Consider the following 22,347-nt stretch of genomic DNA (forward strand, 5'->3'; position numbering starts at 1 on the left):
GGCGCGATACGCGTCGCCGGTCGGCCCGTCCCCTTGCCGAATCTGTAGGCAAGAGGCGGGCGGCACTGGCGCTTCAGTCGGCGGAGAACTTCAGCACGGTGTCCTGGCTGTAGACCTGGCCGGGGTTGAGCCGGGTGCTGGGGAAGTCCGGCTGGTTGGGCGAGTCGGGGAAGTGCTGGGTTTCCAGGGTGAACGCGCCCCAGTGGTTGTAGGTCTTGCCCGCCTTGCCCTTGAGCGTGCCGTCGAGAAAATTGCTGGTATAGAACTGCACCCCGGGTTCGCTGGTGTAGAGCTGCAAGCGGCGACCGGATTGCGGGTCGCGCACTTCGGCGGCGAGCTGGCCGACGTCGCCCTTGGCGTCGAGCACCCAGTTGAAGTCGAAGCCGCCCTGTTTCGGCTCGGCGAACTTGAGCTGCGGATGATCGTCCTTGATGCGCTGGCCGATGGCGGTCGGTTGCCGGAAGTCCATCGGCGTGCCGGCGACCGGGGTCAGTTCGCCGGTCGGGATCAGCCTGGCGTTGACCGGCGTGTAGTGGCTGGCGTGCAGGGTGGCGAGCTGGGCGAGCACATCGCCGTTACCGGCGCCGGCGAGGTTGAAGTAGCTGTGGTTGGTGAGGTTCAGCACCGTGGGTTTGTCGGTAGAGGCGCTGTATTCGATGCGCAACTCGTTGCTGTCGTTGAGGCTGTAGGTGACCTCGACTTGCAGGTTGCCGGGGAAGCCCATTTCGCCGTCTTTGGACAGATAGCTCAAGGTCACCCCGACGGCGTCCTTGCGCTTGATCGGCCGGGCTTTCCAGACGCGCTTGTCGAAGCCCTGGGCGCCGCCATGCAGCGAGTTTGGGCCGTCGTTGAGCGGCACCTGGTAACGCTGGCCGTCCAGCTCGAACGCACCGCCAGCCAGGCGATTGCCGTAGCGGCCGATGGTGGCGCCGAAGAACGCGGTACCGCGCTGATAGCCCTGGACATCATCGAAGCCCAGGACCACGTCGTCGAAGGTGCCGTTTTTATCCGGCACCTTCAACGATTGCAGGACAGCGCCGTAGGTGATGACCGTGGCTTGCAGACCATGGCTGTTGCGCAACACGTATTGCTCGACGGCGGTGCCGTCGAGGGTCTTGCCAAAGGCCTTGTGTTCGCTGGACAGGCCCGCGGCCTGGGCGCCGAAGCTGGCGAGCAGCAGCGACAGGCCGAGGCTGGAAAGCCGGTGGGGAGAGTGCGGCATGGTTGAACTTCCTTTTGTTGTTTTGAGTGGAATAGTTCTACTAATTTGCATTATTTTGTCGGTGTCGCGGCAAATTTATCGCTTAATTCGACATTCTTACAATATAAAATAAGACTATTTAAGGATCGAATCGAAATGAACACTGCTCAGGAACCGTCATGATGAACACTGAAAAAGGGGCTGGCATGCAGGCTGTGTACGCGGATCTCGAGGGCAAGACCGTATTGATTTCCGGCGGAGCTTCCGGAATTGGCGAAGCCCTGGTTTGCGCCTTCGCACAGCAGGGCGCCAGGGTCGCGTTCGTGGATATGGCGCAAAGCCAGGGCGAGGCGTTGGCGGCCCGGCTATCGGCGCAGGGCCATCGCGTGGACTTCGCGCATTGCGACATCACTGACGAGGTCGCTTACCAGGCCGCGATCGGGCGCTTTGCACAGACGCTGGGACCCATCACGGTGCTGGTGAACAATGCCGCCAATGACGTGCGGCACAGTCTGGAAGAAGTCGACGCGCAGGCATTCGACAAGCTCATTTCAGTCAATCTCAAGCACGCTTTTTTCGCCAGCCAGGCGGTGGTGCCGATGATGAAGTCCGCCGGCGCCGGCAGCGTGATCAACCTGGGTTCCATCGGCTGGATGATGGCCTCCAGCGGCTACCCCGTGTACGCCGCCAGCAAGGCGGCCACCCACGGCATGACCCGGGCCCTGGCGCGGGAGTTGGGGCCCTGGCGGATCCGGGTCAACACCCTGGTGCCCGGCTGGGTGATGACCGAAAAACAACTGGCGATGTGGGTCGACGATGCCGCCCGCGAGCTGATCAGCCGCAGCCAATGCCTGCCGGGCAGCGTGGAGCCCGGGCATATCGCCCAGATGGCGCTGTTCCTGGCGTCCGATGCGTCCGCCATGTGCTCGGCGCAAAACTTCATCGTCGATGGCGGCTGGGTATAGCGCCCGGCGAACGACGCCGTGGCCCTGCCAGGATGGCGGGGCGGGGTGTCGGCGAGCGGATGTTCAAGCGGAAGGCGGCTGGACGGTGTCTAAGGCGCAGTGCAGACAGATAGACAGGCAACCGCCCACGGCTGCCGGGGCCCAAGGCGCCATGCCGGCTGGGCTGAGCGGCATGCCTGGCCTGTTCATCGACCTTCGATACGCAGCGGCAGGCTGTCGATCACCTGAGACAGCGTTTGCTCCAGTTCCACCTCTTCCTTTTTTACCCGTTCCGGGATTCTTCGGCGTTGTCGGTATTCGCTGGGGCTGGCGCCCGCGAATTGCTTGAAGGCGCGGGCAAAGTAGGACGGGTCCTTGAAGCCGACTTCATAGCCGATGCTGGTGATGGGCATCTGGCTGTTGTCGAGCAGATTCTTGGCGCAGTCCATGCGCTTGCTCAGGATGTAGTCCATGAATCCCAGGCCATGGACCTCCTTGAACAGCCGGCTGAAGCGAAACGTGGTCATGCCGCAACGCTTGGCCAGCTCTTTCTGGTCGATGCTTTCACGGAAATTCTGCTCGATGTACAGCAGCACATCGCTGAGTGCCTGATGTTTCTGGTGCTCTACGGTCAGTCGGATGCTGTCCGGCAGGGATGGGCCGTGTTCGATCTGCAGCGTCTTGTTGTCGGGGCCGCTGCTGTGGCGCAGTTCGTAGAGCTGCTTCAGCGCATGCAGGAAGCGCCGGATCTCGGCGCTCGAGAGAGGGAGCACCATGTATTCCCAGACACGCGAGCGCATGGCCCAGACGGCGAGTTCTTCGGAGTGCTGCACCGTGAACATGGCGATGGGAATGGAGGGAATCTTGTGTTTGATCTCCAGCAACAGATTGAGCCCTGGCATGTCCGGGCGGTCATAGTGCATGCAGATCATGTCCGGTAGGGGATGGGTGTCCTTTTCGGGCAGGGACGCATCTTTCGACACCCGGCAATCGCAGGCTGGGCGAAACAGCGCGATCAGTTCTTCAGAGGATCGGTCGCGGGTGAGGTCGAACCATAAAAGAGAGGGTTTTTGGGCCGACTCAGGTTTCATTTCCTTATTCCTTCCTGGTGTCTCACTGTCACTTCCTGGGCTGTCAGTATCGCCACTGGGCTTTGCGGGCAAAGGATCAAGTTCTGATAGCGCTTCATAAATTTTCTTGATTACCTTCTATGTCTGACAGCGAGATAAGAGTCACAGGCAGCTCCTTGCTGTTGCGATCGCCTTTTCTTGCAGCACTGGGCACAGCTGAATCAATTTAGTGTTATATGAGAACAGTTCTTTTTCTGAAAAACTCCCTCTGCCAGGTTTAGTTTTATTGGTGTTCTTTGCTGTCTTGCCAAGCGTTGCAAAAAAGTCCTAGAAACCGACAATAAACTCCTAACTCTTTCTATTAGCCCCTGACTAGGATTCAGTCAGGCGGCACAAATACTGATCGCCTTAAAGCAACTTTTCTTATATGAGGTGAACAAAATGAATCTGCAAACAATCAAAACCTCGGTGCTGGCATTCATCAAGGACGAAGAGGGTCTGACCATCGTGGAATATGCCGTGGCCGGTGGCCTGATCACCCTGGGCGCCGTTGCCGCATTCGTGACTCTGGGGGGCAACGTGGCCACCGCCATCACCAGCCTGGGTTGTGCCGTTCAGGGCCAGGTGTGCTGACGACAGCCGTTGTGCCGAGTCCTCGGCTCCGGGCTGGAGCTGCTTGTCGCTCGTATGCGGCCAGACTTTTTGGGTCTGGCTGCGACGAGCGGTTTCCCTCGGGCTGAGGCCGTACCTGTGGTGCATGTGTGTTTCCGCCGCTGTTCTGTCTGCGCTCGCCTGGACAGGATGGAGCCTTCTCAATCGGTATGTGCAGTCAGCGCACAGTAGATGACGGATGGCTCCAGTTCTGGCCTCGAGCGAGTCCAAATTGTCAAAGTGACCTTTGGCCGAGCACGGCTCCATCGCTCTGCCGCGGCCTGAAAATTCTCTTTCCAGCTTCAGGAGTATCGTCGCTGTATTGCTCGCGTGAAGATCAAATCCTGATAGGGAAGCCCCGGGTTACTTCGTTTCGCACTATGGTTTGGGTGCAGCGAACACGGCCGGGGCTTTTGTCTTTGTCGGCCAGTGCTCAGGCCGGTCTTGCATCGAGGGCCAGACTGTTTCAAGGCGACTCTTCAATTATTCCTTCCTTAGATAAACCATCTGTTCCTTGTGTTGTTCCTGGTGCTTTTTTGCATCTTTCAACAACAGCAATAAAGTCCTAACGATCAGCAAAAATCTCCTAACCCTTCCAATGCTTCCCTGACTAATGTTCAACCAGGCAGTACGACAGTGCTGCTCTTAAACAAAAACATTTGAGTGAGGTGGGAAAATGAATCTGCAATCGATCAAGACTTCGATCATCAAGTTCGCCAAAGACGAAGACGGCCTGACCATTGTGGAATATGCAGTGGCCGGCGGCCTGATCACTTTGGGCGCTGTTGCTGCATTTATCACCCTGGGCGGCAACGTGGCCACTGCCATCACCAGCCTGGGATGCGCTGTCCAGGGTCAAGTCTGCTAACGCCAACTTCCACCGAGGGCTGCAGTCATGGGCAAAGAGCAATTATTCGTTGTTGCATTGATGCTGGGACTGCTGGGGATTGCGGTGGTGAGCGATCTTCGTCGCCACCGTATTCCCAACCTCTTGGTGCTGTTGGGGCTGGGACTGGGGATTGCCGGCCAGGTCTATTCCTCAGGCGTCATCGGGTTTGGTTATGGACTGCTGGGCATGTTGATCGGTTTTGCCGTTTTTCTCCCCCTGTACGCCTTTGGCGGGATGGCAGCCGGCGACGTCAAGCTCATGGCCATGGTTGGCACTTTTCTCACTCCGCAGCACGCCCTCTGGGCTGCGTTTTTCAGCCTGATCGCGGGCGGTGCGTGTGGAGTACTGATCGTGTTGGTACGTGGTCAAGTTCAACAGACCATGGGGCGCTACTGGCTGATGATGAGAGCCAGGGCCTATTTTTCGCCGGCGGACGATGAAGTGGCCGGCAAACCCTTTCCCTATTCGGTTGCGATCCTGCTCGGCACATTGGCCAGCTTTTTCTGGTTGCCCCTTGGCCAGTAGCTCAGGAGAACATTATGTACGCCATCAGTAACAGCCGTCCGACCGGCAATGACCGGGAAGCAGTGCAGCGACTGGCTCCACAGCCACGCACGATCCTCGAGACCGGGCTGGCCGACAATTTCCTGGGAGACCTGGTCTGCAAGCATTTGCACGATGCGGGCGTGCTGGACATGCCTCGACTGGTAGAGCGCCTGGCGCTGACGGGGGCGGTGGTTGAAGAAGTCCTGACCTTCCTGCGTCAGGATCACCGGGTCGAGGTCCTTGGCCAAGCCGGTGGCCAGGGCTTGCGCTACGGGCTGACCGAGCGCGGCCGCAATGCTGCCCGGGATGCCTTGTCGCGCAGTGGTTATATCGGCGCGGCGCCCTTTCCGGTGAGCGCCTACCGCACGCTGCTCAAGGTGCAGACTATTCATCATGGCCGTATCAGCGCCCGGGACATGCAGGCCTCCTTCGGCTCCATGGTGCTGGCGCAGAACATGCTCGATCAGTTGGGCGTGGCCCTGAACTCCGGGCGCGCCATCATGATTTACGGGCCGGCGGGGACGGGCAAGACCTATGTCAGCAGTCGCTTGATCCGGCTGTTTTCCGAGTCCGTCTGGGTGCCCCATGCGATTGCGATCAACGATGCGGTGATCGAGATCTACGACCCCCAGGTACACCGGCGCCTGGATGTCGGCGATCCGCAGTACAGCCTGATGCTCAATGAAGGGATCGACCGCCGGCTCCTGTGCTGTGAACGGCCGATCGTCATCACCGGCGGCGAGCTGACCATGGAACAGCTGGATATCCGCTACGACCCCTTCACTCGCCAGTACCAGGCGCCGTTGCAGCTCAAGGCCAGCAATGGCCTGTTCGTCATCGACGACATGGGGCGCCAGCGCATGGCGCCTGCGGAGTTGCTCAATCGCTGGATCGTACCGATGGAGGAGAAGCGCGACTTCCTCAACCTCGGCGGCGGGCGGCACTGCGAGTTGCCGTTCGACCTGATCCTGGTGTTTTCCACCAACCTGAACCCGTTGGAACTGGCCGACGAGGCGTTCCTGCGGCGGATTGGCTACAAGCTGCAGTTCGGCTACCTCAAGCCCGAGGAGTACGAACGTATCTGGATTCAAGAGACAGAGCGCCTGAACATCCAATACGACCCGCTGTTGTTGCGCTACGTCCTGGATGAACTCTATGGCGCTGAAAACATGCCGCTGGTGCCTTGCCACCCACGGGATCTCTTGAGCATGGCGCTCGATCGCCAGCGTTATCTGGGCGCCAGCGGACCCCTGTCAACCCTGGAACTGGAGTGGGCATGGCACAGCTACTTCGTCCAGCTCGACTTTCTTTGAGTAAGGAGATTTCGACATGAGTTCTCGTACTTTCACTCTGGTGACCCTGTCCGTGGTTCTGGGCCTGGGCGCGGCATGGATGGCCAACACCTGGCTCAATGCAAGGCTCAATGCCACCCCCGACGATAACCAGCAGAACGTGGTAGTGGCGACCGTGGAAATCGCTTTCGGGCAAATGGTCGAGCCACAGCAGGTCGCGCTGGTCCGGATGCCCAAGGAGACGGTCCCCGAGGATGCTTTCGACGCGACCGAGAAGGTGGTGGGCAAGATCGCCACCTTCTCCATGCTGCGCGGCGACATCCTGCGCGGTGCGCGTCTGGCCGAACACTTGGGTGGCAGCACCCTGGCGTCGCTGATCGAGCCCACCAAGCGCGCGATCTCGGTCCGGGTGGACGACGTGGTCGGCGTGGGTGGCTTCCTGTTGCCGGGTAACCGGGTCGACGTGCTGGCCACCCGACAGACCGGCAATGCCGGCGACGCCGAATCCAAGACCATCCTGGAAGACCTGCGGGTGCTGGCGGTGGACCAGACGGCCAGTACCGACAAGACCCAACCGGTGGTCGTGCGCGCCGTGACCCTGGAAATGACCCCCCTGCAGGCCGAGGAACTGGTCAAGGGGATGACCGCCGGCAAGCTGCAACTGGCCCTGCGCAACCCACTGGACAACCAGAAGCAACCGGTGATCGCCGAGCCGGTCGCGATGATCCAGGACGTGCCTGCCCCGCCAGTGGTTCGGCCGATTGTCCGGCGTCGTGCCAGCGGCGACAGCGGGATCACGGTGATTCGTGGGATCGAGGTCAACGTTGTGAAGTCCCAGCTGTAAATGATCGGGTACGACATAAACCAACGATGAGGGCTTGATGATGAGCGCGCGTATCCAACAGCCATTGAGTGCTTTTCCACGGCAGCAGCGCGGAGCGATGCTCGTCCTGGTGGTGATTGCCCTGGCCTCGATGCTGTTAATGGGGGCCCTGGCGTTGGATGGCAGTCATATGCTGGTGAACAAGTCCCGCCTGCAAAATGCGGTGGATGCCGCGGCGCTGAGCGGTGCCAAGACCCTCAGTACGGTAATGGGTACCACAGGGGCCGCGACCCTGGCGCAGAGCGCTGCGCTCAATACCCTGACCCTGAATGCCAATGCCAGCGGCAATCAGGAGCTGGCCACCGCCATCGCCAACAATGTCGGCGGTTTTGCCACGGTGGAGCTGGCGTCTACGGTCTATGGGCCTTTCTCTTTCCCGGGGCCGGCCAATGCGAGTTACGTGCGGGTGACGGTCACCAACTATTCCCTGGCCGGATTTTTCTGGGGCGTCTTTCAGACCCTGGGCAATGGCGTCGGTAACAAGTTCGTGAGCGCGGTCGCTACCGCCGGGCCAAGCCCTGCCAGCCCTTGCGACCTCACGCCGCTGATGGTGTGCGGCGACCCGACGAAAAACAGCCCGTCCACCGGGGTGTTCTGGGGGTTCAAGTTCGGCGATCCGCAGGTGTTGAAAACCGCCGCAGGCAACAGCTCGCCGATTGGCCCCGGCAACTTCCAATTGCTCGATTTCGGTTCGGGTGGCAGCACGGTCAGGCAGGGGTTGGCAGGCGGTATCAACCAATGCAACAACGTCGGTTCGAATGTCCAGACCAAGCCGGGGAACACTGTCGGACCTGCCTCGCAGGGCCTCAATACACGCTTCAACCAGTATTCCGGCGGTCTCAAGGCGGCGGACTATCCACCGGACCTGGTGATCACCACCAACCCCAAGTCGTTCACTTACGACGATACGCTCAAGCAGATTCAGTACAACAGTAAGGCGGTTACCTCCAGCAGCGGCAATTTGTCCGCGGGTGGCAGCGCCTTGTACGACTACAACAATTGGGTGCAGGACTCCGCCAACTGCGTTGCCGGTAGCGGTGGTGGCTGCCAGAGCAGCGGGTCGTTCGAGCGGCGGATCATCAAGATCGTGATCGGTAACTGCACGGGCAAGAACGACGGGGCGTCCTCGATACCGGTGCTGGGTTTTGGCTGCTACTTCGTCCTGCAACCGGCGTCGCAAAAGGGCAATGAGTCGCAGATATTCGGTCAGTTCGAGAGTGTGTGCGAAGGCGACAACGTGCCGGGTCCCAACCCGGCCAATACCACCGGGCCGCAGATCATCCAGCTGTACAAGACCTATATCGACAACAGCCAGACGCCAAGTACCGACTCTTAGGAGGCTTTATGGGACGCAGAGGATTCAGGTCGCCGCGCAACCAGGGCGGATTGGCGATGGTGGAGCTGGTATTGACGCTGCCGCTGCTGCTGTTGCTGATGCTGACCTTCGCCGAGTTCGGCCGCATGTTGTTCCAGTACAACAGCCTGATGCACGCCAGTCGCGACGCCGGGCGTTATGTCGCTGACAAGGCATGGAACTCCACCCTCGGCAAGCTCGACCTGAGCGGCACGCTGCAGACCCAGGCCAAGAACATCGCGGTCTATGGCGTGCCCTCCAACCCCAATGGCTACCCGGCGGCGGTGCCGGGGCTGACGACCGCGAATGTCGCGGTCACCGCGGTGGGCGCCCAGCATGTCCAGGTCAGTATTACCTACACCTATGTGCCGGTGATCGGCAGTGCCTTGCCCGCCTTGTATGGCAGCAATGTACCGCTGGGCCTGGCCTTGACTTCCACTGTCGTCATGAGGGCCTTGTGATGAACGTCAAAGGTATGCGTGGGCTGTACACCGTCGAGTTCGCGATCACCAGCCTGGTGCTGTTCACCGTGCTGTTCGGTGTGCTGGAAATGGGCCGGCTGTACTTCACGGTCAATGCCCTGAATGAAACCGTGCGCCGCGGTGCGCGTCTGGCGGCGGTATGCGACATCAACGATCCGGTGATTCTGCGTCGGGCGATGTTCAACGCTTCCACCAACAGCGGTCCGAGCAGCCTGCTCAATAACCTGACGGCCGCCAACCTGAACCTGGTTTATCTGGACGCCAACGGCGCGGTCGTCACCAGCCCCAACGATCTGAGCGGCACCGGCGGCTTTGTCGCCATTCGTTATGTCCAGCTACAGGTATCCAATTTCAGTTTCAATCTGCTGATTCCTGGGTTCAACGGGGTGTTTGTCTTACCGGTATTCAGGTCGACCGTGCCACGTGAAAGCCTCGGTCGGCAGCCCCAGGCAGCAGTCACACCGGAGATCACGCCATGTTGAGTACCCGAGAAGCGCCCGTCGCTGCCGCTACTGAAAAGCAAGGCAAACGCCTGCTGATCAGTGGGCGCGACGTGACCACCTTGAATCACCTGAAAGCGTTGAGCCAGGGACTGCCGAACTTGCAGGTAACCACTCGCCTGGTGAGCAACGGTCATACCGATCCGCTGTATGGGCTGGAGCAGATGCCCGACTTCCTGCTGTTGCGCGTCAGCCACCTGTGGCGCGAAGAGCTGGCGGCCCTGTTGCAGCATCCGCTCAAGGAGCGCCCACCGCTATTGGTCTGCGGCCCGCTGGATGAGCGCGAGGGCATGCGCCTGGCGATGCAGGCCGGTGCCCGGGACTTTCTTCCCGAGCCGGTAGCGGCAGAAGAGTTGCAGGCGGCCATCGGCCGTATGCTCATGGAGGCCAATGCGGAGCAGGGGACCGGTGGCAAGCTGATTGCGGTGATGAACGCCAAAGGCGGTTCGGGAGCCTCGATGCTGGCTTGCAACCTGGCGCATCAGCTCTCCATCCGCGGTGGCAGGACCTTGCTGCTGGATCTGGACCTGCAGTTCGGCAGCGTGGCGCATTGCCTGGATGTGGTGCCTACCCACAGCCATGTGGATGTGCTGAAGCAGGTCGAGTCCCTGGACAGCATCGCCTTGCGTGGCTATTGCAACCACTTCAGCCCGACCCTGCATGTGCTGGGCGGGCGTACCGGGGAGCTGTGCCTGACGCAGGATGTGCACCTGGATCAGCTGGAAAAACTGTTGCGTCTGGCCCGGGGGACCTACGACTGGGTCGTGGTGGATCTGCCACGACAGATCGATCACCTCACCGGCGTCACGCTCGAACAGGCCGATCGCATCTACGTCGTGCTGCAGCAGAGCCTGAGCCACCTGAAGGACGGCACCCGCCTGACCCGCATCCTGCGCGACGACCTGAATGTGCAGAGCAACCGGATACAGGTGGTGGTCAACCGCTACAACAAGGCCTCGCCGGTGAGCCTCAAGGATATTGCCGATGCTCTGCGCTGCCCGAACCCGCAAACCCTGCCCAATGACTATGCGGTGGTCAGCGAGAGTCAGAACACCGGTGTGCCGCTGGAGCTGCACGCGCCACGTTCCGGAGTGACCCTGGCCCTGCGTGAGCTGACCCAGAACCTGATCGGAATCGAGGTCGCCGAGAAGAGTTTGTTCAAACGTACCTTCAATCGTCTGTTCGGAGGCTAGGCCATGCTCAGCGACTTTCGTAATCGCCTGCGTCAGCAACCCGGTAGACAGGCACCGGCAGAAACCCAGGACGCGTCCCTCGACGGCAAAGAGTGCGCCAGCGTGCTCATGGCCTGGGAGGCCAGTGTGCCGGACCTGATCTATGAAACCAGGACCAAGCTTGGCCCGATGGAGGCCGAGTGGCGGGAAAAGATCTACCAGCAATTGCTCAAGGTCATGGACCTGTCGCTCCTCGATTCCCTGGAGCCGGCCGAGGCCGGGCGGCAGATCCGCGATATCTGCCAGCGCCTGCTCGATGAGCATTCGGCGCCGGTCAATTCCAGCAGCCGCCAGTTGATCCTCAAGCAGATCGCCGACGAGGTGCTCGGCCTCGGACCTTTGGAGCCGCTGCTGAACGATGCGAGTGTGTCCGACATCCTGGTCAACGGTCATGCCTCGGTGTACGTCGAGCGCTTCGGCAAGCTGCAAAGAACGGATGTGCGTTTTCGCGACGACCAGCACCTGCTGAATATCATCGATCGCATCGTTTCCAGCCTGGGGCGGCGCATCGATGAGTCCTCGCCGCTGGTGGACGCTCGCCTGAAGGACGGTTCGCGGGTCAACGCCATCATTCCACCGCTGGCCATCGACGGGCCGAGCATGTCGATCCGCCGCTTCGCCGTGGATTTGCTCAACACCGAGAGCCTGGTGCAGATGGGTACCCTGACCCCGGGCATCGCCCTGATGCTCAAGGCCATCGTCCGCGGCCGGCTGAATGTCCTGATTTCCGGAGGGACCGGCAGCGGCAAGACCACCATGCTCAACGTGTTGTCCAGTTTCATTCCGCACAACGAGCGGATCGTGACCATCGAAGACTCGGCCGAGCTGCAACTGCAGCAGCCCCATGTGGTGCGCCTGGAAACCCGTCCGTCGAACATCGAGGGCCGTGGCGAGGTGGGCCAGCGGGAGCTGGTGCGCAACAGCCTGCGTATGCGCCCGGACCGCATCGTCATCGGTGAGGTGCGTGGCGCCGAGGCGCTGGACATGTTGACAGCGATGAATACCGGCCACGACGGCTCGCTGACCACCATCCACGCCAACACCGCCCGCGATGCCCTGGGGCGGATCGAGAACATGGTGTCGATGACGGGGGCGACCTTTCCGATCAAGGCCTTGCGTCAGCAGATCGCTTCGGCCATCGGTGTGGTCATCCAGCTGGAACGGCAGGAGGACGGCACGCGGCGGCTGGTCAGCGTGCAGGAAATCAACGGCATGGAAGGGGAAATCATCACCATGACCGAGATCTTCTCTTTCGTGCGCAGTGGTCTGGGCGAGAAAGGCGAGGTCCTGGGCGAATTCCGCCCCACCGGCATGGTTCCGGCGTTTCGCGATGTGCTGGCCAAACGGGGCATCGAGCTGCCGCTCAGCCTGTTCCGGCCAGACTGGATGGAGGGCTAGTCATGCATCAGATCCCCAGCGAGTTCATCCTGGCGTTTCTCGGCATGGTGTTCACCGCCATATTCCTGCTCAGCCAGAGCGTGGCGGTGCCGGTGTTCGGCGAGGCCGGCAAGGTGCGCAAGCGTATCCGCAGTCGCCTCGACCTGCTGGAACGGGCCAGTAACCTGGAGAACATGCAGTCGGTACTGCGCCAGAAATACCTGCGTCGCCTGTCCCCGCTGGAGGCGCGCCTGGAGCAGTTGCCGGCGATGGAGGCCCTGGCGCAGATGATCGAGCAGGCCGGGCATGAGTACCGCGCCTATCGGGTGCTGATGCTCAGCCTGGTCCTTATGATGGTGGCAGGCATGGGGACGTGGCTGTTTACGCAGTTGTGGTGGGCGGCGCTCCCGGCTGCTGCTATGGCCTTCTGGCTGCCGGTGTTGAAAATCTCCCGGGACCGCAACAAACGCTTTGCCCTGTTCGAGGAGCAGTTGCCGGATGCCCTGGATGCCATGTGCCGGGCGCTGCGTGCCGGACATCCGTTCAACGAAACCCTGCAGTTGGTGGCCGACGAGCACAAGGGGCCGGTTGCCCACGAATTCGGCCTGACCTTTGCCGACATCAACTACGGCAACGATGTGCGTCGGGCCATGCTTGGCCTGCTGGAACGCATGCCGAGCATGACCGTGATGATGCTGGTGACCACTGTGCTGATCCATCGCGAGACGGGCGGCAACCTGACCGAGGTACTGGATCGTTTGAGCAGCCTGATTCGCGGCCGCTTCCGCTTTCAGCGCAAGGTCAAGACGCTCTCGGCCGAAGGGCGCATGTCGGGCTGGATCCTGGTGGCGATGCCTTTTGTACTGGCGGCGGGGATTGTGCTTTCGAGCCCGACCTATCTGCCTCTGCTCATCAATGAGCCGCTGGGACAGAAGATGGTGCTTGGCGCGTTTGTGGCGATGCTGGTGGGAATCTTCTGGATACGCAAGATCATCCGGATCCAGGTGTGAGCACAATCACTCGTAGGGGGTGAGGTCATGGAGTATCTGCTGAGTCTGATCAAAAGTGTGGTCGGTAGCGAGCAACTGGCGCGCCTGCTGTTCGCCGGGGCCATCGGCCTGAGCGTGGTGCTGGCCGTGGCGACCCTGATATTGCTGGTGCAGGGGTTGCAGGACCCGGTGCACCGCCGTCTTCTGCTGATCAAGCGCGGTCATGGCGGCGACGGTCACCGGCAGCAGGGCGCGCCGAGCAACCTGCAATTGATGCTGGAGCAGGTCGGCCAGCGTTTTGCCTCCGGTGAACAGGAGCAGGCTTCGGCGACCCGGACCTTGCTGATCCACGCCGGCTTTCGCTCCCCGGCCGCTGTCCAGATGTACTGGGCGGTGCGCCTGCTGACACCGTTGGCATTGGTGGCGCTGGCAGTCCTGGCGCTGCCGCTGATACCGAAGGTATCGCTGCTTCTGGGGATGGGGCTGGTGGTCCTGGCGTTGGGGGTAGGCTGGCTGGTACCGGCCATCTATATCGACAGCCGCAGGAACGCGCGGATGACCCGTTTGCTCGTCGCCTTTCCGGATGCGCTGGACTTGATGGTGGTCTGCGTGGAGTCAGGCCTTGCCTTGCCCCAGGCGATCGAGCGGGTATCGGAGGAGATAGCGGTCAGCCAGCCTGAGCTGGCCATGGAGCTGGCACTGGTCAACTCCGAGGTCCGGGCCGGGATTCCCAGTACCGAGGCGCTCAAGCATCTGGCCGAGCGTACCGGGCTGGAGGACATTCGCGGGTTGGTGAGTCTGCTGGCGCAGAGCATTCGCTTCGGGACCAGCGTGGGGACGACCCTGCGTGTCTATGCCGAGGAGTTTCGTGACCGGCGCACCCAGCAGGCCGAAGAGAAAGCCGCGAAAATCGGCACCAAGCTGGTGTTTCCGCTGATCTTCTGCCTGTGGCCAAGCTTCTTTCTGGTAGCCATAGGACCGGCAATCATCGGCGTCTTCAAAGTATTCGGGAAGTTATGAAAGAGGGGAGGGGCAAGGGCCATCGGCATGGATGGCATTGCCCCCTCTGAACTGAACGCCATCGCGACTTGCTGTCACTTCGAACCACCTGATCCACCCGAACCTACGTACTCCTTGTAGTACTCGGGGATCGGGTGTTTGTAGTTGTCCAGCCAGCGCTGCAGGGTCAGTTCCCGTTCGCTGGGCGAGGCGTTCTGCGGGATGGGCGACTTGACCTGGTTACGACTCTGCAGCAGCAGCCAGGTTTCGGTCGACTGTTGTGACAGGGAGGCCGGGCCGGGTTCGATAGCCTGGGTCACCAGCGGAAGAAGCAAGAGTCCCAGGCAGCTAAGCGTTTGGTATTTCATCACTACCTCTGCGTTATTGGTTGATTGACACTCGATGGCGACGAATCCGTTGCAGTGACTGCCTGATCCTTAGCTGACTTCTTCGTCGCGTTCCTGAGTTTTTCGGCCCGCTCCTTGGCACTGGTGACTTGTTCGGGTTTCAGGCCGGCACGATTGACCAGGTCCGAGGCCTGTTTCCAGTTGCCTTGATAAATCAGCAAGGTCACCAGGTTGAGGGTTGCCAGCTGGTTGTCCTGTTTCAGCTCCATGGCCGTGAGGAACTCAAAGCGGGCCTGGTTGGTATTCCCCTGGTTGAGGTAGACCACCCCCAGATCGTTGCGGATTTTCTCGTCGGTGGGGGACAGGCGTGCCGCTCGCGTCAGATGTTCCAGGGCCAGAGCGTTATCGTTGCGTGACGCCGCCAGTTGGCCCAGGCCATGCTCGCCCTCGGCGGCCAGGCAGGTGCTGAGCAGGCTGCGGTACAGCGGCTCGGCCTCGCTTTGGCCGAGCTGGCGATAGATCTTGGCCTTGCGCATGCGAACCTCTGCCAGGTCATCCGGCAGGCGTTGCAGATTGGCCAGGCCGGCGTGCAGCTTGCCTTCGCCGATCATGTCGTCGGCCAGGCTCAGCGACAGTTCCTGGTCCGAATCCAGCTTGCTGCAGGCCTGCTTCGACCAGCTACCGCCGCCATTCGTGGCGCAGCCGCTGAGCATGAGCAGCCCTAACGCCGCAATGACTACTTTCATTTTTCCCTCCTGGAACAATCCGATTGTCGAGGAATGGCTAACACCGGACTTGCCGAGTCCGGTGTCATTGAGCCTGAGTGTGGCGAGCAACGAACCAGATCCCTGGTTCATTGCGAAAGCCCGCTGGCGGCCTGGTCAAAATTGCCGTTTTCCAGGAAGTACAGACGGAACCAGTTCGGGTCGTAGTTGCGCAGTGGCTCGCCAGGCAGTACTGGCAGCTTGGCATTGACCGCCAGCGGTTGCACCAGATGCGGAGTGACGATCATCAGCAGTTCTTTCTCTTCGCGCCTGATCGAAGAATCACGGAAAAATGCCCCCAGGATCGGGATCTCTCCCAGGCCGGGGAACTTACTCACGGCCGTGGTATTGGTGGTGCTGATCAGGCCACTGATCACGAAGCTCTCACCGTCGGCCAGGGAGATGCTGGTGTCGGTGCGACGCACAACCAGGGCGGGCACCGAGATGCCGTTGACGGTAATCCCATTGGTGAAGTCCAGTTCGCTGACTTCCGGGGCGACCTTCAAGGCAATGCGGTCATTTCCGACGATCGTGGGGGTCAGGGTCAGGCGAATACCGAATTCCTTGTACTGGATGGTAATACTGTCGCTGCCGCTGCTGGGGACCGGGATCGGCACTTCACCACCGGCCAGGAAGCTTGCGCTCTGTCCGCTCAGTGCCACCAGGCTCGGACGCGCCAGGGTATAGGCAAACCCACTGCCTTCCAGGGCGTTGATCAGCCCAAGGACGTTACCGCCGCCAATGCCGATATTAAACATGCCGTTATTGAGCGGTATGTTCGGCCTGAGGCCACCGATATTGCCGGGCGTCACCGTCGTCCCCACCGGGGCGGTGCCCGGGGAGCTGAACAGGAAGTTACCGCTCTTGCCGAAGATCGAGGTGCCGGCCTCTTTCAGCTTGGTGCGGCTGACTTCGACAAAGCGGATATCGGTCTGCACCTGGCTGGCCAGCGCTGGATCTTCGGAGGGGGGCAACAGTGAACTCACCATTGAATGCGGGCCTTTGCCCTGGACGAACACCATGCTCTGGCGAGGTTCCTTGTCGCAGGCTGTCCAGACCATCAGGCTGGTTGCACCGGGCGCAATGCCCGTCAGCAGGTATGAATCTCGCCCATTGAGATACACATCGGCAATTTTCGGGTCGCCCACGGCCAGTCGGGTAATGGCAACGGGGGAGTGCATTATCGTCTGCTGACCCTCTCCCACTTCCACCGTCGACGGCAGTGGCTGCAATCCAGCGCAGTTATTTGACGCCGCCATGGCCATTCCTGTGGGAAGACCAGCGACAATCAATGTCCACGCCACTCTCCTGAGCACCTGTACACAATCACTGTTCATGCACTGCATCCTTGTTTGGGCTGGGGGAAACCGCAAGGGCCGGTCAGCAGGGATCATTTCTCCGTCATCTGAACCAGAGCCCGCCAAGTGTTGCTGCAACCAACCAGCAGTTAGCTGTTTCTGTAACTGACGTTAGCGCAGAAAGGTAAAATTGCTATGAAGTGTAAAAAAACGCTTGGTCGATCGAGGGGATTCACCGCCAGGCCGAGACTCGCCTGCATGCAATGCGCATAAATGGTGCAAGTGCGCATTGCGCGTCACTGAACCGTTTGCGCTGTCGAGGCTGCAATTGGCAGGCTTTCATGCCCTTGACCGATGCCTGCTCCATGCCGGGGCGAGCCGTGTGACGCAGGTCAGAATCATCTTTTACATCAAGGGGATATTCTGTAGCCTTGCGCAGTTTCAACGCTGCACCACCTGATGAATACTCACTCTCCCGGCGGTACCCTCAACGGGTCCGGAGCCGGGTGTATACTCGACTTTCGCGCATAAGCGCCCGCAGGTCTTGCGATCATGACGCACATTTCCGAACGCCTTCTGGTTCAGGCCCACCTTGACGCCAAACAGCCCAAACCGCTGACGGCCGCCGAGGAAGCCCATTACCGTGCCGCGATTGCTGCCGAGCTCAAGGCTCAGGACGCCGTGCTGGTGGCTCACTTCTACTGTGACCCGGTGATTCAGGCCCTGGCCGAAGAGACCGGCGGCTGTGTGTCCGACTCCCTGGAAATGGCCCGTTTCGGCAACGCTCACCCGGCCAAGACCGTGGTGGTCGCCGGTGTCAGGTTCATGGGCGAGACGGCGAAGATCCTCAACCCCGAGAAACGCGTGCTGATGCCCACCCTGGAAGCCACCTGCTCCCTCGACCTGGGGTGCCCGGTGGAAGAGTTCTCGGCGTTCTGCGACCAGCATCCGGAACGCACCGTGGTGGTCTATGCCAACACGTCGGCAGCGGTCAAGGCCCGTGCCGACTGGGTGGTGACTTCCAGTTGCGCCTTGGAAATCGTCGAAAGCCTGATGGATAACGGCGAAACCATCATCTGGGGGCCGGACAAGCATCTGGGCACCTACATTCAGCGCCAGACCGGTGCCGATATGCTGCTGTGGGATGGTGCCTGCATCGTCCACGAAGAGTTCAAGTCCAAGCAGCTGGAGGACATGAAGGCGCTGTATCCCGATGCGGCCATTCTGGTCCACCCGGAATCGCCGACCTCGGTGATCGAGCTGGCCGATGCGGTGGGTTCCACCAGCCAGCTGATTGCCGCCGCGCAACGCTTGCCGAACAAGACGCTGATCGTGGCGACCGACCGCGGCATCTTCTACAAGATGCAGCAGCTGTGCCCGGACAAGGTGTTCATCGAGGCGCCAACGGCCGGTAACGGCGCGGCTTGCCGCAGCTGCGCCCACTGCCCGTGGATGGCCATGAACACTCTGGAGCGCACCTTGCAGAGCCTGCGTGAGGGCAGCAACGAGATATTCGTCGACCCGGCGCTGATTCCCCAGGCCATTCGCCCGCTCAAGCGTATGCTGGATTTCACTCAGGCGGCGCGGATGAAGCTGGCGGGCAATGCCTGATCGCCTTCGACAAGCGCACAGAAAAACGCCCCGAGATTCGGGGCGTTTTTCTGTGCGGCGGATTATTTTTTCTGCTTGGGAATGCGCACGATCTGGCTGGAAGAGTAGATGTCGTGCCAGCTGCGCTTCTGCTTGTCTACCAGGATCCAGATGAAACCCAGCCCGGCACACAGCCAGGAAGCGATCGAGACCATGAAGCGCAGGAGGGCCTGCCACAGGCTGATGCGGCTGCCGTCGGCGTTCTGCACACGAATGCCCCAGACCTGCATGCCCAGGGTCTGGCCGGAATGGGTCCAGAACTTGGCGAAGAAGGCGAACAGCACGAACAGCAGGACGGTGGAGTAGAGCGGATCGCCGTCCAGGGCGCCGGATTCGGTTAGGGTGCGCATCCGGGCTTCACCGAGGATCTGCAGCTGGATGAACTTGTAGACGCCGCCCGTGACGATCAGCAGTGCGGTGCACAGCAGGAAATCGTAGAACATCGCTGCCAGACGACGGCCCAGGCCAGCGGCGGGGAAATCGCCCTGGGGGGTTAGCAGGTGCTTTGGCATCACAGGCCTCTCGATCGAAGAAAGAAGCCATTTTACGGATTTGCGCGCACAAAAAAGCCCCTGATGTCAGCATCAGGGGCTTTTTCGTTACAGACGATCAGCCTTCGGCTTGAACTTCGTCAGCCTGCATGCCTTTTTGGCCCTGCACAGCGATGAAGGTCACTTTCTGGCCTTCTTTCAGGCTCTTGAAGCCGTTGCCCTGAATAGCGCGGAAATGCACGAACAGATCCGGACCGCTTTCTGGAGTGATAAAACCAAAACCTTTCTCGTCGTTAAACCACTTGACGGTACCGCTCTGACGTTGGGACATTTCTTATTTCCTTTGACGCTAAAAAATTAATGACAGTCTCTTTCTCATGAAGGAGTACTGGGCTGGGTTGCAGGAAAGTAAGAGACGTCGAACGGGTTGTAGCAAACTTGTTAGCTACTGCCCAGGTCACGATTCCAAGCGACCCATGCAAACACAGTGGGGAAACTCTACGCCAACTACGGGAGAAAAAACAAGCCCTGCGAAACCCCGGTTTTCCTCAGCTTGGTGGCTGTTTGCCGGAACTAGGCATCTGGGCTTATTCGATAGGGTCGTTCAATTGTTTTCAACTGTTATAAGGCAAGTTCAATATCGAAAATATGCACTATTTTATGGCGGTTGCGTTACAGATTAGTGCACTTTTAACGCAACCGCGTTACTTATAGAAACAGTTGATCAACCACGATAGTAGCGTTGTGCAACGAATGGCATTTTGCTTACAAGCATTGGCACCTTTTTCCCACGAACAATTGCCCAAACTGGCGTATCGAGTGCGACATAAGCGCTATCGATGTAACCCATGGCCAACGGACCACCCAGGGTCGGACCAAAACCGCCGCTGCAGACGCTGCCGATCACCTCGCCCACTTCGTTGACGATCTCCGCGCCTTCGCGCACCGGTGTGCGTTCCTGGGGCAGCAGGCCGACGCGTTTGCGTTTCACGCCATTGAGCTGTTGGGCGAATACCTGTTCCGCGCCAGGGAAGCCGCCAGCCCGCGCGCCATCGGCGCGCCGTGGCTTGGAGATGGCCCACAGCAGGCTGGCCTCGATCGGCGTGGTCTGGCTGTTCATGTCATGGCCATACAGGCACAGGCCGGCTTCCAGGCGCAGCGAATCCCGGGCGCCGAGGCCGATGGCGGCCACTTCCGGTTCGGCCAGCAGGGCGCGGGCCAGGGTTTCGGCGTCGGCCGCCGGTACCGATATTTCGAAACCGTCTTCGCCGGTGTAGCCCGAACGGCTGACAAAGCAGTCCACGCCCAGCAGCTTCACGCGGGTGAATTGCATGAAGGTCATCTTCGCCACTTCCGGCGCCAGGCGCGCCAGCACGGTGACGGCTGCCGGGCCTTGCAGGGCGAGCAGGGCGCGCTCCTCGAACAGCGGCTCGATGCTGCACAAATGGCCGATGTGCTGGCGCAGATGGGCCAGGTCCTGGTCCTTGCAGGCGGCGTTGACCACCAGGAACAGTTCGTCGTTGCCCAGGTTGGCGACCATCAGGTCGTCGAGGATGCCGCCGTTTTCATTGGTGAACATGGCGTAGCGCTGCATGCCCACGGGCAGGTCGATGATGTCCACCGGCACCAGGGTTTCCAGGGCCTGGGCGGCATTGGCGCCGGTCAGGCGGATCTGGCCCATGTGCGAGACGTCGAACAGGCCGGCCTGCTCGCGGGTGTGCTGGTGTTCTTTCATCACGCCCAGCGGGTATTGCACGGGCATGTCGTAACCGGCGAACGGCACCATGCGCGCGCCGAGTTCGAGGTGCAGTGAATGCAGCGGGGTCTTCAACAGTGTTTCGGTGGACATGTTCAGCTCCTGGGTAAACGTGAGACGTATGTGCCTGCATCAGCACTCGATGATGTTGACGGCCAAACCGCCGCGGGCGGTTTCCTTGTATTTGCTTTTCATGTCGGCGCCGGTCTGGCGCATGGTGCGGATCACCTTGTCGAGGGAGACGAAGTGTTGTCCGTCGCCACGCAAGGCCATGCGCACGGCGTTGATCGCCTTGACCGAGCCCATGGCGTTGCGCTCGATGCAGGGCACCTGCACCAGGCCGCCGATCGGGTCGCAGGTCAGGCCGAGGTTATGTTCCATGCCAATCTCGGCGGCGTTTTCCACTTGTTGCACCGTACCGCCGAGCACTTCGCACAAGGCCCCGGCCGCCATCGAGCAGGCCACGCCGACCTCGCCCTGGCAGCCGACTTCGGCGCCGGAGATGGAGGCGTTTTCCTTGTAGAGAATGCCGATGGCGGCGGCGGTCAGCAGGAAACGCACCACCCCGTCTTCATTGGCGCCGGGGATGAAGCGCATGTAGTAGTGCAGCACCGCCGGGATGATGCCGGCGGCGCCATTGGTGGGCGCGGTGACGACGCGCCCGCCGTTGGCGTTTTCTTCATTGACCGCCAGGGCGTACAGGTTGACCCAGTCCAGTACCGACAAGGCGTCGCGCAGGGCCGCCTCGGGGTGCTTGCACAGCTGGCGGTGGAGGGCGGCGGCGCGGCGCTTGACCTTCAGGCCACCCGGCAGGATCCCTTCGTTGCGGCAGCCGGCATCCACGCAGTCCTGCATCACTTGCCAGATCTTCAGCAGGCCGGCACGGGTTTCCGCTTCCGGTCGCCAGGCACTTTCGTTGGTCAGCATCACCTGGCTGATCGACAGCCCATAGGTGCTGCAGTGACCGAGCAAGTCCTTGGCGCTTTTAAAGGGGAAGGTCAGCTTGGTGGTGTCTTCGACGATGCGGTCGGCACCGGCGGCGTCCTCGTCGACCACGAAGCCGCCGCCCACCGAGTAGTACTCGCGGCTGCGGATCTGCAATCCGGCGGCATCGAAGGCACGGAAGATCATGCCGTTGGGGTGGTAGGCCAGGGGCTTGCGGATCATGGCCAGGTGTTCTTTCTCGTTGAACGCGATGAGGTGTTCGCCGAGCAGGTTCAAGCGTCCGCTGCTGCGTATTTCCTGCAGGCGCGCGGCGATGTTTTCGGTATTCACGGTATCCGGGTGTTCACCCTCCAGGCCCAGGAGCACGGCCTTGTCGCTGCCGTGGCCCTTGCCGGTGGCGCCGAGCGAGCCGTACAGCTCGACCTTGACGCAGGTGGTGGCGTCCAGCAGTCCGTCGCGCCGCAGGCCTTCGACGAAGCGCGCGGCCGCGCGCATCGGGCCAACGGTGTGGGAGCTGGAGGGGCCGATGCCAATCTTGAACAGGTCGAACACGCTCAAGGACATGTTGGTTCTCCGGTTTCTTATTGTGTTGATCGGCACGCATGGTTTTTTGTAGGAGCGAGCTTGCTCGCGATGAACCTGAGGGCACCGGGTTGTTCCGGTGCTCCGCGTTATGGTTCACGAGCA

23 protein-coding genes are annotated in these 22,347 nt (G+C 60.8%); 14 read left to right on the forward strand and 9 right to left on the reverse strand.

Annotated elements, in window-relative coordinates; genetic code table 11:
• Positions 1-73: 73 nt before the first annotated feature.
• Positions 74-1,222: an aldose epimerase family protein gene (locus tag CRO75_RS06160; RefSeq protein ID WP_097134740.1), complete on the reverse strand. Its 1,149-nt coding sequence runs from the start codon at positions 1,220-1,222 to the stop codon at positions 74-76.
• Between the two features lie 161 nt (positions 1,223-1,383).
• On the opposite strand from CRO75_RS06160, the gene CRO75_RS06165 reads away from it, so the two are divergent.
• A complete protein-coding gene (locus tag CRO75_RS06165) occupies positions 1,384-2,166 on the forward strand; it encodes an SDR family NAD(P)-dependent oxidoreductase (protein WP_097134894.1) in 783 nt (260 codons plus the stop codon).
• A gap of 185 nt (positions 2,167-2,351) precedes the next feature.
• On the opposite strand, the gene CRO75_RS06170 is transcribed toward CRO75_RS06165, so the two are convergent.
• Positions 2,352-3,236: a response regulator transcription factor gene (locus tag CRO75_RS06170; protein ID WP_097134741.1), complete on the reverse strand. Its 885-nt coding sequence runs from the start codon at positions 3,234-3,236 to the stop codon at positions 2,352-2,354.
• A gap of 420 nt (positions 3,237-3,656) precedes the next feature.
• Here CRO75_RS06170 and CRO75_RS06175 point away from each other — a divergent pair, with 420 nt between their 5' ends.
• From CRO75_RS06175 to CRO75_RS06230, 12 genes are all read left to right on the forward strand, one after another.
• Positions 3,657-3,848 carry a pilus assembly protein gene (locus CRO75_RS06175; protein WP_007931102.1) on the forward strand — a complete coding sequence of 64 codons (192 nt, stop codon included), beginning with the start codon at positions 3,657-3,659 and terminating at the stop codon, positions 3,846-3,848.
• A gap of 694 nt (positions 3,849-4,542) precedes the next feature.
• Positions 4,543-4,734 carry a pilus assembly protein PilA gene (locus CRO75_RS06180; RefSeq protein WP_025805893.1) on the forward strand — a complete coding sequence of 64 codons (192 nt, stop codon included), beginning with the start codon at positions 4,543-4,545 and terminating at the stop codon, positions 4,732-4,734.
• Positions 4,735-4,761: 27 nt separating this feature from the next.
• On the forward strand, positions 4,762-5,280 hold the full coding sequence (locus CRO75_RS06185; protein ID WP_097134742.1) for a prepilin peptidase: 519 nt from the start codon (positions 4,762-4,764) through the stop codon (positions 5,278-5,280).
• Positions 5,281-5,294: 14 nt separating this feature from the next.
• On the forward strand, positions 5,295-6,614 hold the full coding sequence (locus CRO75_RS06190) for an AAA family ATPase (RefSeq protein ID WP_097134743.1): 1,320 nt from the start codon (positions 5,295-5,297) through the stop codon (positions 6,612-6,614).
• Positions 6,615-6,630: 16 nt separating this feature from the next.
• Positions 6,631-7,437: a Flp pilus assembly protein CpaB gene (cpaB, locus tag CRO75_RS06195; protein ID WP_097134744.1), complete on the forward strand. Its 807-nt coding sequence runs from the start codon at positions 6,631-6,633 to the stop codon at positions 7,435-7,437.
• Positions 7,438-7,474: 37 nt separating this feature from the next.
• Positions 7,475-8,812, forward strand: a complete 1,338-nt coding sequence (locus CRO75_RS06200) for a TadE/TadG family type IV pilus assembly protein (RefSeq protein ID WP_097134745.1) — start codon at positions 7,475-7,477, stop codon at positions 8,810-8,812.
• An 8-nt stretch (positions 8,813-8,820) separates the two neighbouring features.
• Positions 8,821-9,291, forward strand: a complete 471-nt coding sequence (locus tag CRO75_RS06205; RefSeq protein WP_097134746.1) for a TadE/TadG family type IV pilus assembly protein — start codon at positions 8,821-8,823, stop codon at positions 9,289-9,291.
• Entirely contained in the window at positions 9,291-9,794 is a 504-nt protein-coding gene (locus tag CRO75_RS06210; RefSeq protein WP_097134747.1) for a TadE/TadG family type IV pilus assembly protein, read from the forward strand. The genes CRO75_RS06205 and CRO75_RS06210 overlap by 1 nt, the downstream gene beginning before the upstream one ends.
• On the forward strand, positions 9,788-11,005 hold the full coding sequence (locus CRO75_RS06215; protein WP_097134748.1) for an AAA family ATPase: 1,218 nt from the start codon (positions 9,788-9,790) through the stop codon (positions 11,003-11,005). Before CRO75_RS06210 ends, CRO75_RS06215 begins: the two co-directional genes overlap by 7 nt.
• Positions 11,006-11,008: 3 nt before the next feature.
• Complete coding sequence (locus tag CRO75_RS06220) at positions 11,009-12,442, forward strand: CpaF family protein (RefSeq protein WP_097134749.1); 1,434 nt, start codon at positions 11,009-11,011, stop codon at positions 12,440-12,442.
• Positions 12,443-12,444: 2 nt separating this feature from the next.
• The gene (locus CRO75_RS06225) at positions 12,445-13,431 is read left to right on the forward strand and encodes a type II secretion system F family protein (RefSeq protein WP_053262381.1); all 987 of its coding nucleotides are present in this window, start codon (positions 12,445-12,447) and stop codon (positions 13,429-13,431) included.
• A gap of 27 nt (positions 13,432-13,458) precedes the next feature.
• On the forward strand, positions 13,459-14,430 hold the full coding sequence (locus CRO75_RS06230; RefSeq protein ID WP_097134750.1) for a type II secretion system F family protein: 972 nt from the start codon (positions 13,459-13,461) through the stop codon (positions 14,428-14,430).
• 74 nt (positions 14,431-14,504) lie between these two features.
• Here CRO75_RS06230 and CRO75_RS06235 read toward each other — a convergent pair whose 3' ends face one another.
• From CRO75_RS06235 to CRO75_RS06245, 3 genes are all read right to left on the reverse strand, one after another.
• Positions 14,505-14,777, reverse strand: a complete 273-nt coding sequence (locus CRO75_RS06235; RefSeq protein WP_062824881.1) for a DUF3613 domain-containing protein — start codon at positions 14,775-14,777, stop codon at positions 14,505-14,507.
• Positions 14,778-14,779: 2 nt separating this feature from the next.
• A complete protein-coding gene (locus tag CRO75_RS06240; protein ID WP_097134751.1) occupies positions 14,780-15,502 on the reverse strand; it encodes a tetratricopeptide repeat protein in 723 nt (240 codons plus the stop codon).
• Positions 15,503-15,609: 107 nt separating this feature from the next.
• Positions 15,610-16,857: a type II and III secretion system protein family protein gene (locus CRO75_RS06245; RefSeq protein WP_097134752.1), complete on the reverse strand. Its 1,248-nt coding sequence runs from the start codon at positions 16,855-16,857 to the stop codon at positions 15,610-15,612.
• A 513-nt stretch (positions 16,858-17,370) separates the two neighbouring features.
• Between CRO75_RS06245 and nadA the strand changes: the two genes are divergently transcribed.
• Positions 17,371-18,429, forward strand: a complete 1,059-nt coding sequence (gene nadA, locus CRO75_RS06250; protein ID WP_007931079.1) for a quinolinate synthase NadA — start codon at positions 17,371-17,373, stop codon at positions 18,427-18,429.
• 62 nt (positions 18,430-18,491) lie between these two features.
• Here nadA and CRO75_RS06255 read toward each other — a convergent pair whose 3' ends face one another.
• From CRO75_RS06255 to CRO75_RS06270, 4 genes are all read right to left on the reverse strand, one after another.
• Positions 18,492-18,980, reverse strand: a complete 489-nt coding sequence (locus tag CRO75_RS06255) for an RDD family protein (RefSeq protein WP_097134753.1) — start codon at positions 18,978-18,980, stop codon at positions 18,492-18,494.
• A 97-nt stretch (positions 18,981-19,077) separates the two neighbouring features.
• Complete coding sequence (locus CRO75_RS06260; protein ID WP_007931076.1) at positions 19,078-19,290, reverse strand: cold-shock protein; 213 nt, start codon at positions 19,288-19,290, stop codon at positions 19,078-19,080.
• Positions 19,291-19,683: 393 nt separating this feature from the next.
• On the reverse strand, positions 19,684-20,808 hold the full coding sequence (gene gcvT / locus CRO75_RS06265) for a glycine cleavage system aminomethyltransferase GcvT (RefSeq protein WP_097134754.1): 1,125 nt from the start codon (positions 20,806-20,808) through the stop codon (positions 19,684-19,686).
• Between the two features lie 39 nt (positions 20,809-20,847).
• A complete protein-coding gene (locus CRO75_RS06270) occupies positions 20,848-22,224 on the reverse strand; it encodes an L-serine ammonia-lyase (protein WP_097134755.1) in 1,377 nt (458 codons plus the stop codon).
• Positions 22,225-22,347 lie beyond the last annotated feature (123 nt).

The organism is Pseudomonas sp. LAMO17WK12:I10, assembly GCF_900215185.1.
GTDB classification, from domain to species: domain Bacteria; phylum Pseudomonadota; class Gammaproteobacteria; order Pseudomonadales; family Pseudomonadaceae; genus Aquipseudomonas; species Aquipseudomonas chlororaphis.

Bases quoted from the DNA above. Each gene is read 5' to 3' on its own strand.
- CRO75_RS06230 (WP_097134750.1), top strand. From the start codon at position 13,459: ATGGAGTATCTGCTGAGTCTGATCAAAAGTGTGGTCGGTAGCGAGCAA.
- CRO75_RS06225 (WP_053262381.1), top strand. From the start codon at position 12,445: ATGCATCAGATCCCCAGCGAGTTCATCCTGGCGTTTCTCGGCATGGTG.
- CRO75_RS06240 (WP_097134751.1), bottom strand. From the start codon at position 15,502: ATGAAAGTAGTCATTGCGGCGTTAGGGCTGCTCATGCTCAGCGGCTGC.
- nadA (WP_007931079.1), top strand. From the start codon at position 17,371: ATGACGCACATTTCCGAACGCCTTCTGGTTCAGGCCCACCTTGACGCC.
- CRO75_RS06205 (WP_097134746.1), top strand. From the start codon at position 8,821: ATGGGACGCAGAGGATTCAGGTCGCCGCGCAACCAGGGCGGATTGGCG.
- CRO75_RS06190 (WP_097134743.1), top strand. From the start codon at position 5,295: ATGTACGCCATCAGTAACAGCCGTCCGACCGGCAATGACCGGGAAGCA.
- CRO75_RS06175 (WP_007931102.1), top strand. From the start codon at position 3,657: ATGAATCTGCAAACAATCAAAACCTCGGTGCTGGCATTCATCAAGGAC.
- cpaB (WP_097134744.1), top strand. From the start codon at position 6,631: ATGAGTTCTCGTACTTTCACTCTGGTGACCCTGTCCGTGGTTCTGGGC.
- CRO75_RS06170 (WP_097134741.1), bottom strand. From the start codon at position 3,236: ATGAAACCTGAGTCGGCCCAAAAACCCTCTCTTTTATGGTTCGACCTC.
- CRO75_RS06180 (WP_025805893.1), top strand. From the start codon at position 4,543: ATGAATCTGCAATCGATCAAGACTTCGATCATCAAGTTCGCCAAAGAC.
- CRO75_RS06160 (WP_097134740.1), bottom strand. From the start codon at position 1,222: ATGCCGCACTCTCCCCACCGGCTTTCCAGCCTCGGCCTGTCGCTGCTG.
- CRO75_RS06185 (WP_097134742.1), top strand. From the start codon at position 4,762: ATGGGCAAAGAGCAATTATTCGTTGTTGCATTGATGCTGGGACTGCTG.
- CRO75_RS06165 (WP_097134894.1), top strand. From the start codon at position 1,384: ATGAACACTGAAAAAGGGGCTGGCATGCAGGCTGTGTACGCGGATCTC.
- CRO75_RS06215 (WP_097134748.1), top strand. From the start codon at position 9,788: ATGTTGAGTACCCGAGAAGCGCCCGTCGCTGCCGCTACTGAAAAGCAA.
- CRO75_RS06255 (WP_097134753.1), bottom strand. From the start codon at position 18,980: ATGCCAAAGCACCTGCTAACCCCCCAGGGCGATTTCCCCGCCGCTGGC.
- CRO75_RS06200 (WP_097134745.1), top strand. From the start codon at position 7,475: ATGATGAGCGCGCGTATCCAACAGCCATTGAGTGCTTTTCCACGGCAG.
- CRO75_RS06210 (WP_097134747.1), top strand. From the start codon at position 9,291: ATGAACGTCAAAGGTATGCGTGGGCTGTACACCGTCGAGTTCGCGATC.
- CRO75_RS06220 (WP_097134749.1), top strand. From the start codon at position 11,009: ATGCTCAGCGACTTTCGTAATCGCCTGCGTCAGCAACCCGGTAGACAG.
- CRO75_RS06260 (WP_007931076.1), bottom strand. From the start codon at position 19,290: ATGTCCCAACGTCAGAGCGGTACCGTCAAGTGGTTTAACGACGAGAAA.
- CRO75_RS06235 (WP_062824881.1), bottom strand. From the start codon at position 14,777: ATGAAATACCAAACGCTTAGCTGCCTGGGACTCTTGCTTCTTCCGCTG.
- gcvT (WP_097134754.1), bottom strand. From the start codon at position 20,808: ATGTCCACCGAAACACTGTTGAAGACCCCGCTGCATTCACTGCACCTC.
- CRO75_RS06270 (WP_097134755.1), bottom strand. From the start codon at position 22,224: ATGTCCTTGAGCGTGTTCGACCTGTTCAAGATTGGCATCGGCCCCTCC.
- CRO75_RS06245 (WP_097134752.1), bottom strand. From the start codon at position 16,857: ATGAACAGTGATTGTGTACAGGTGCTCAGGAGAGTGGCGTGGACATTG.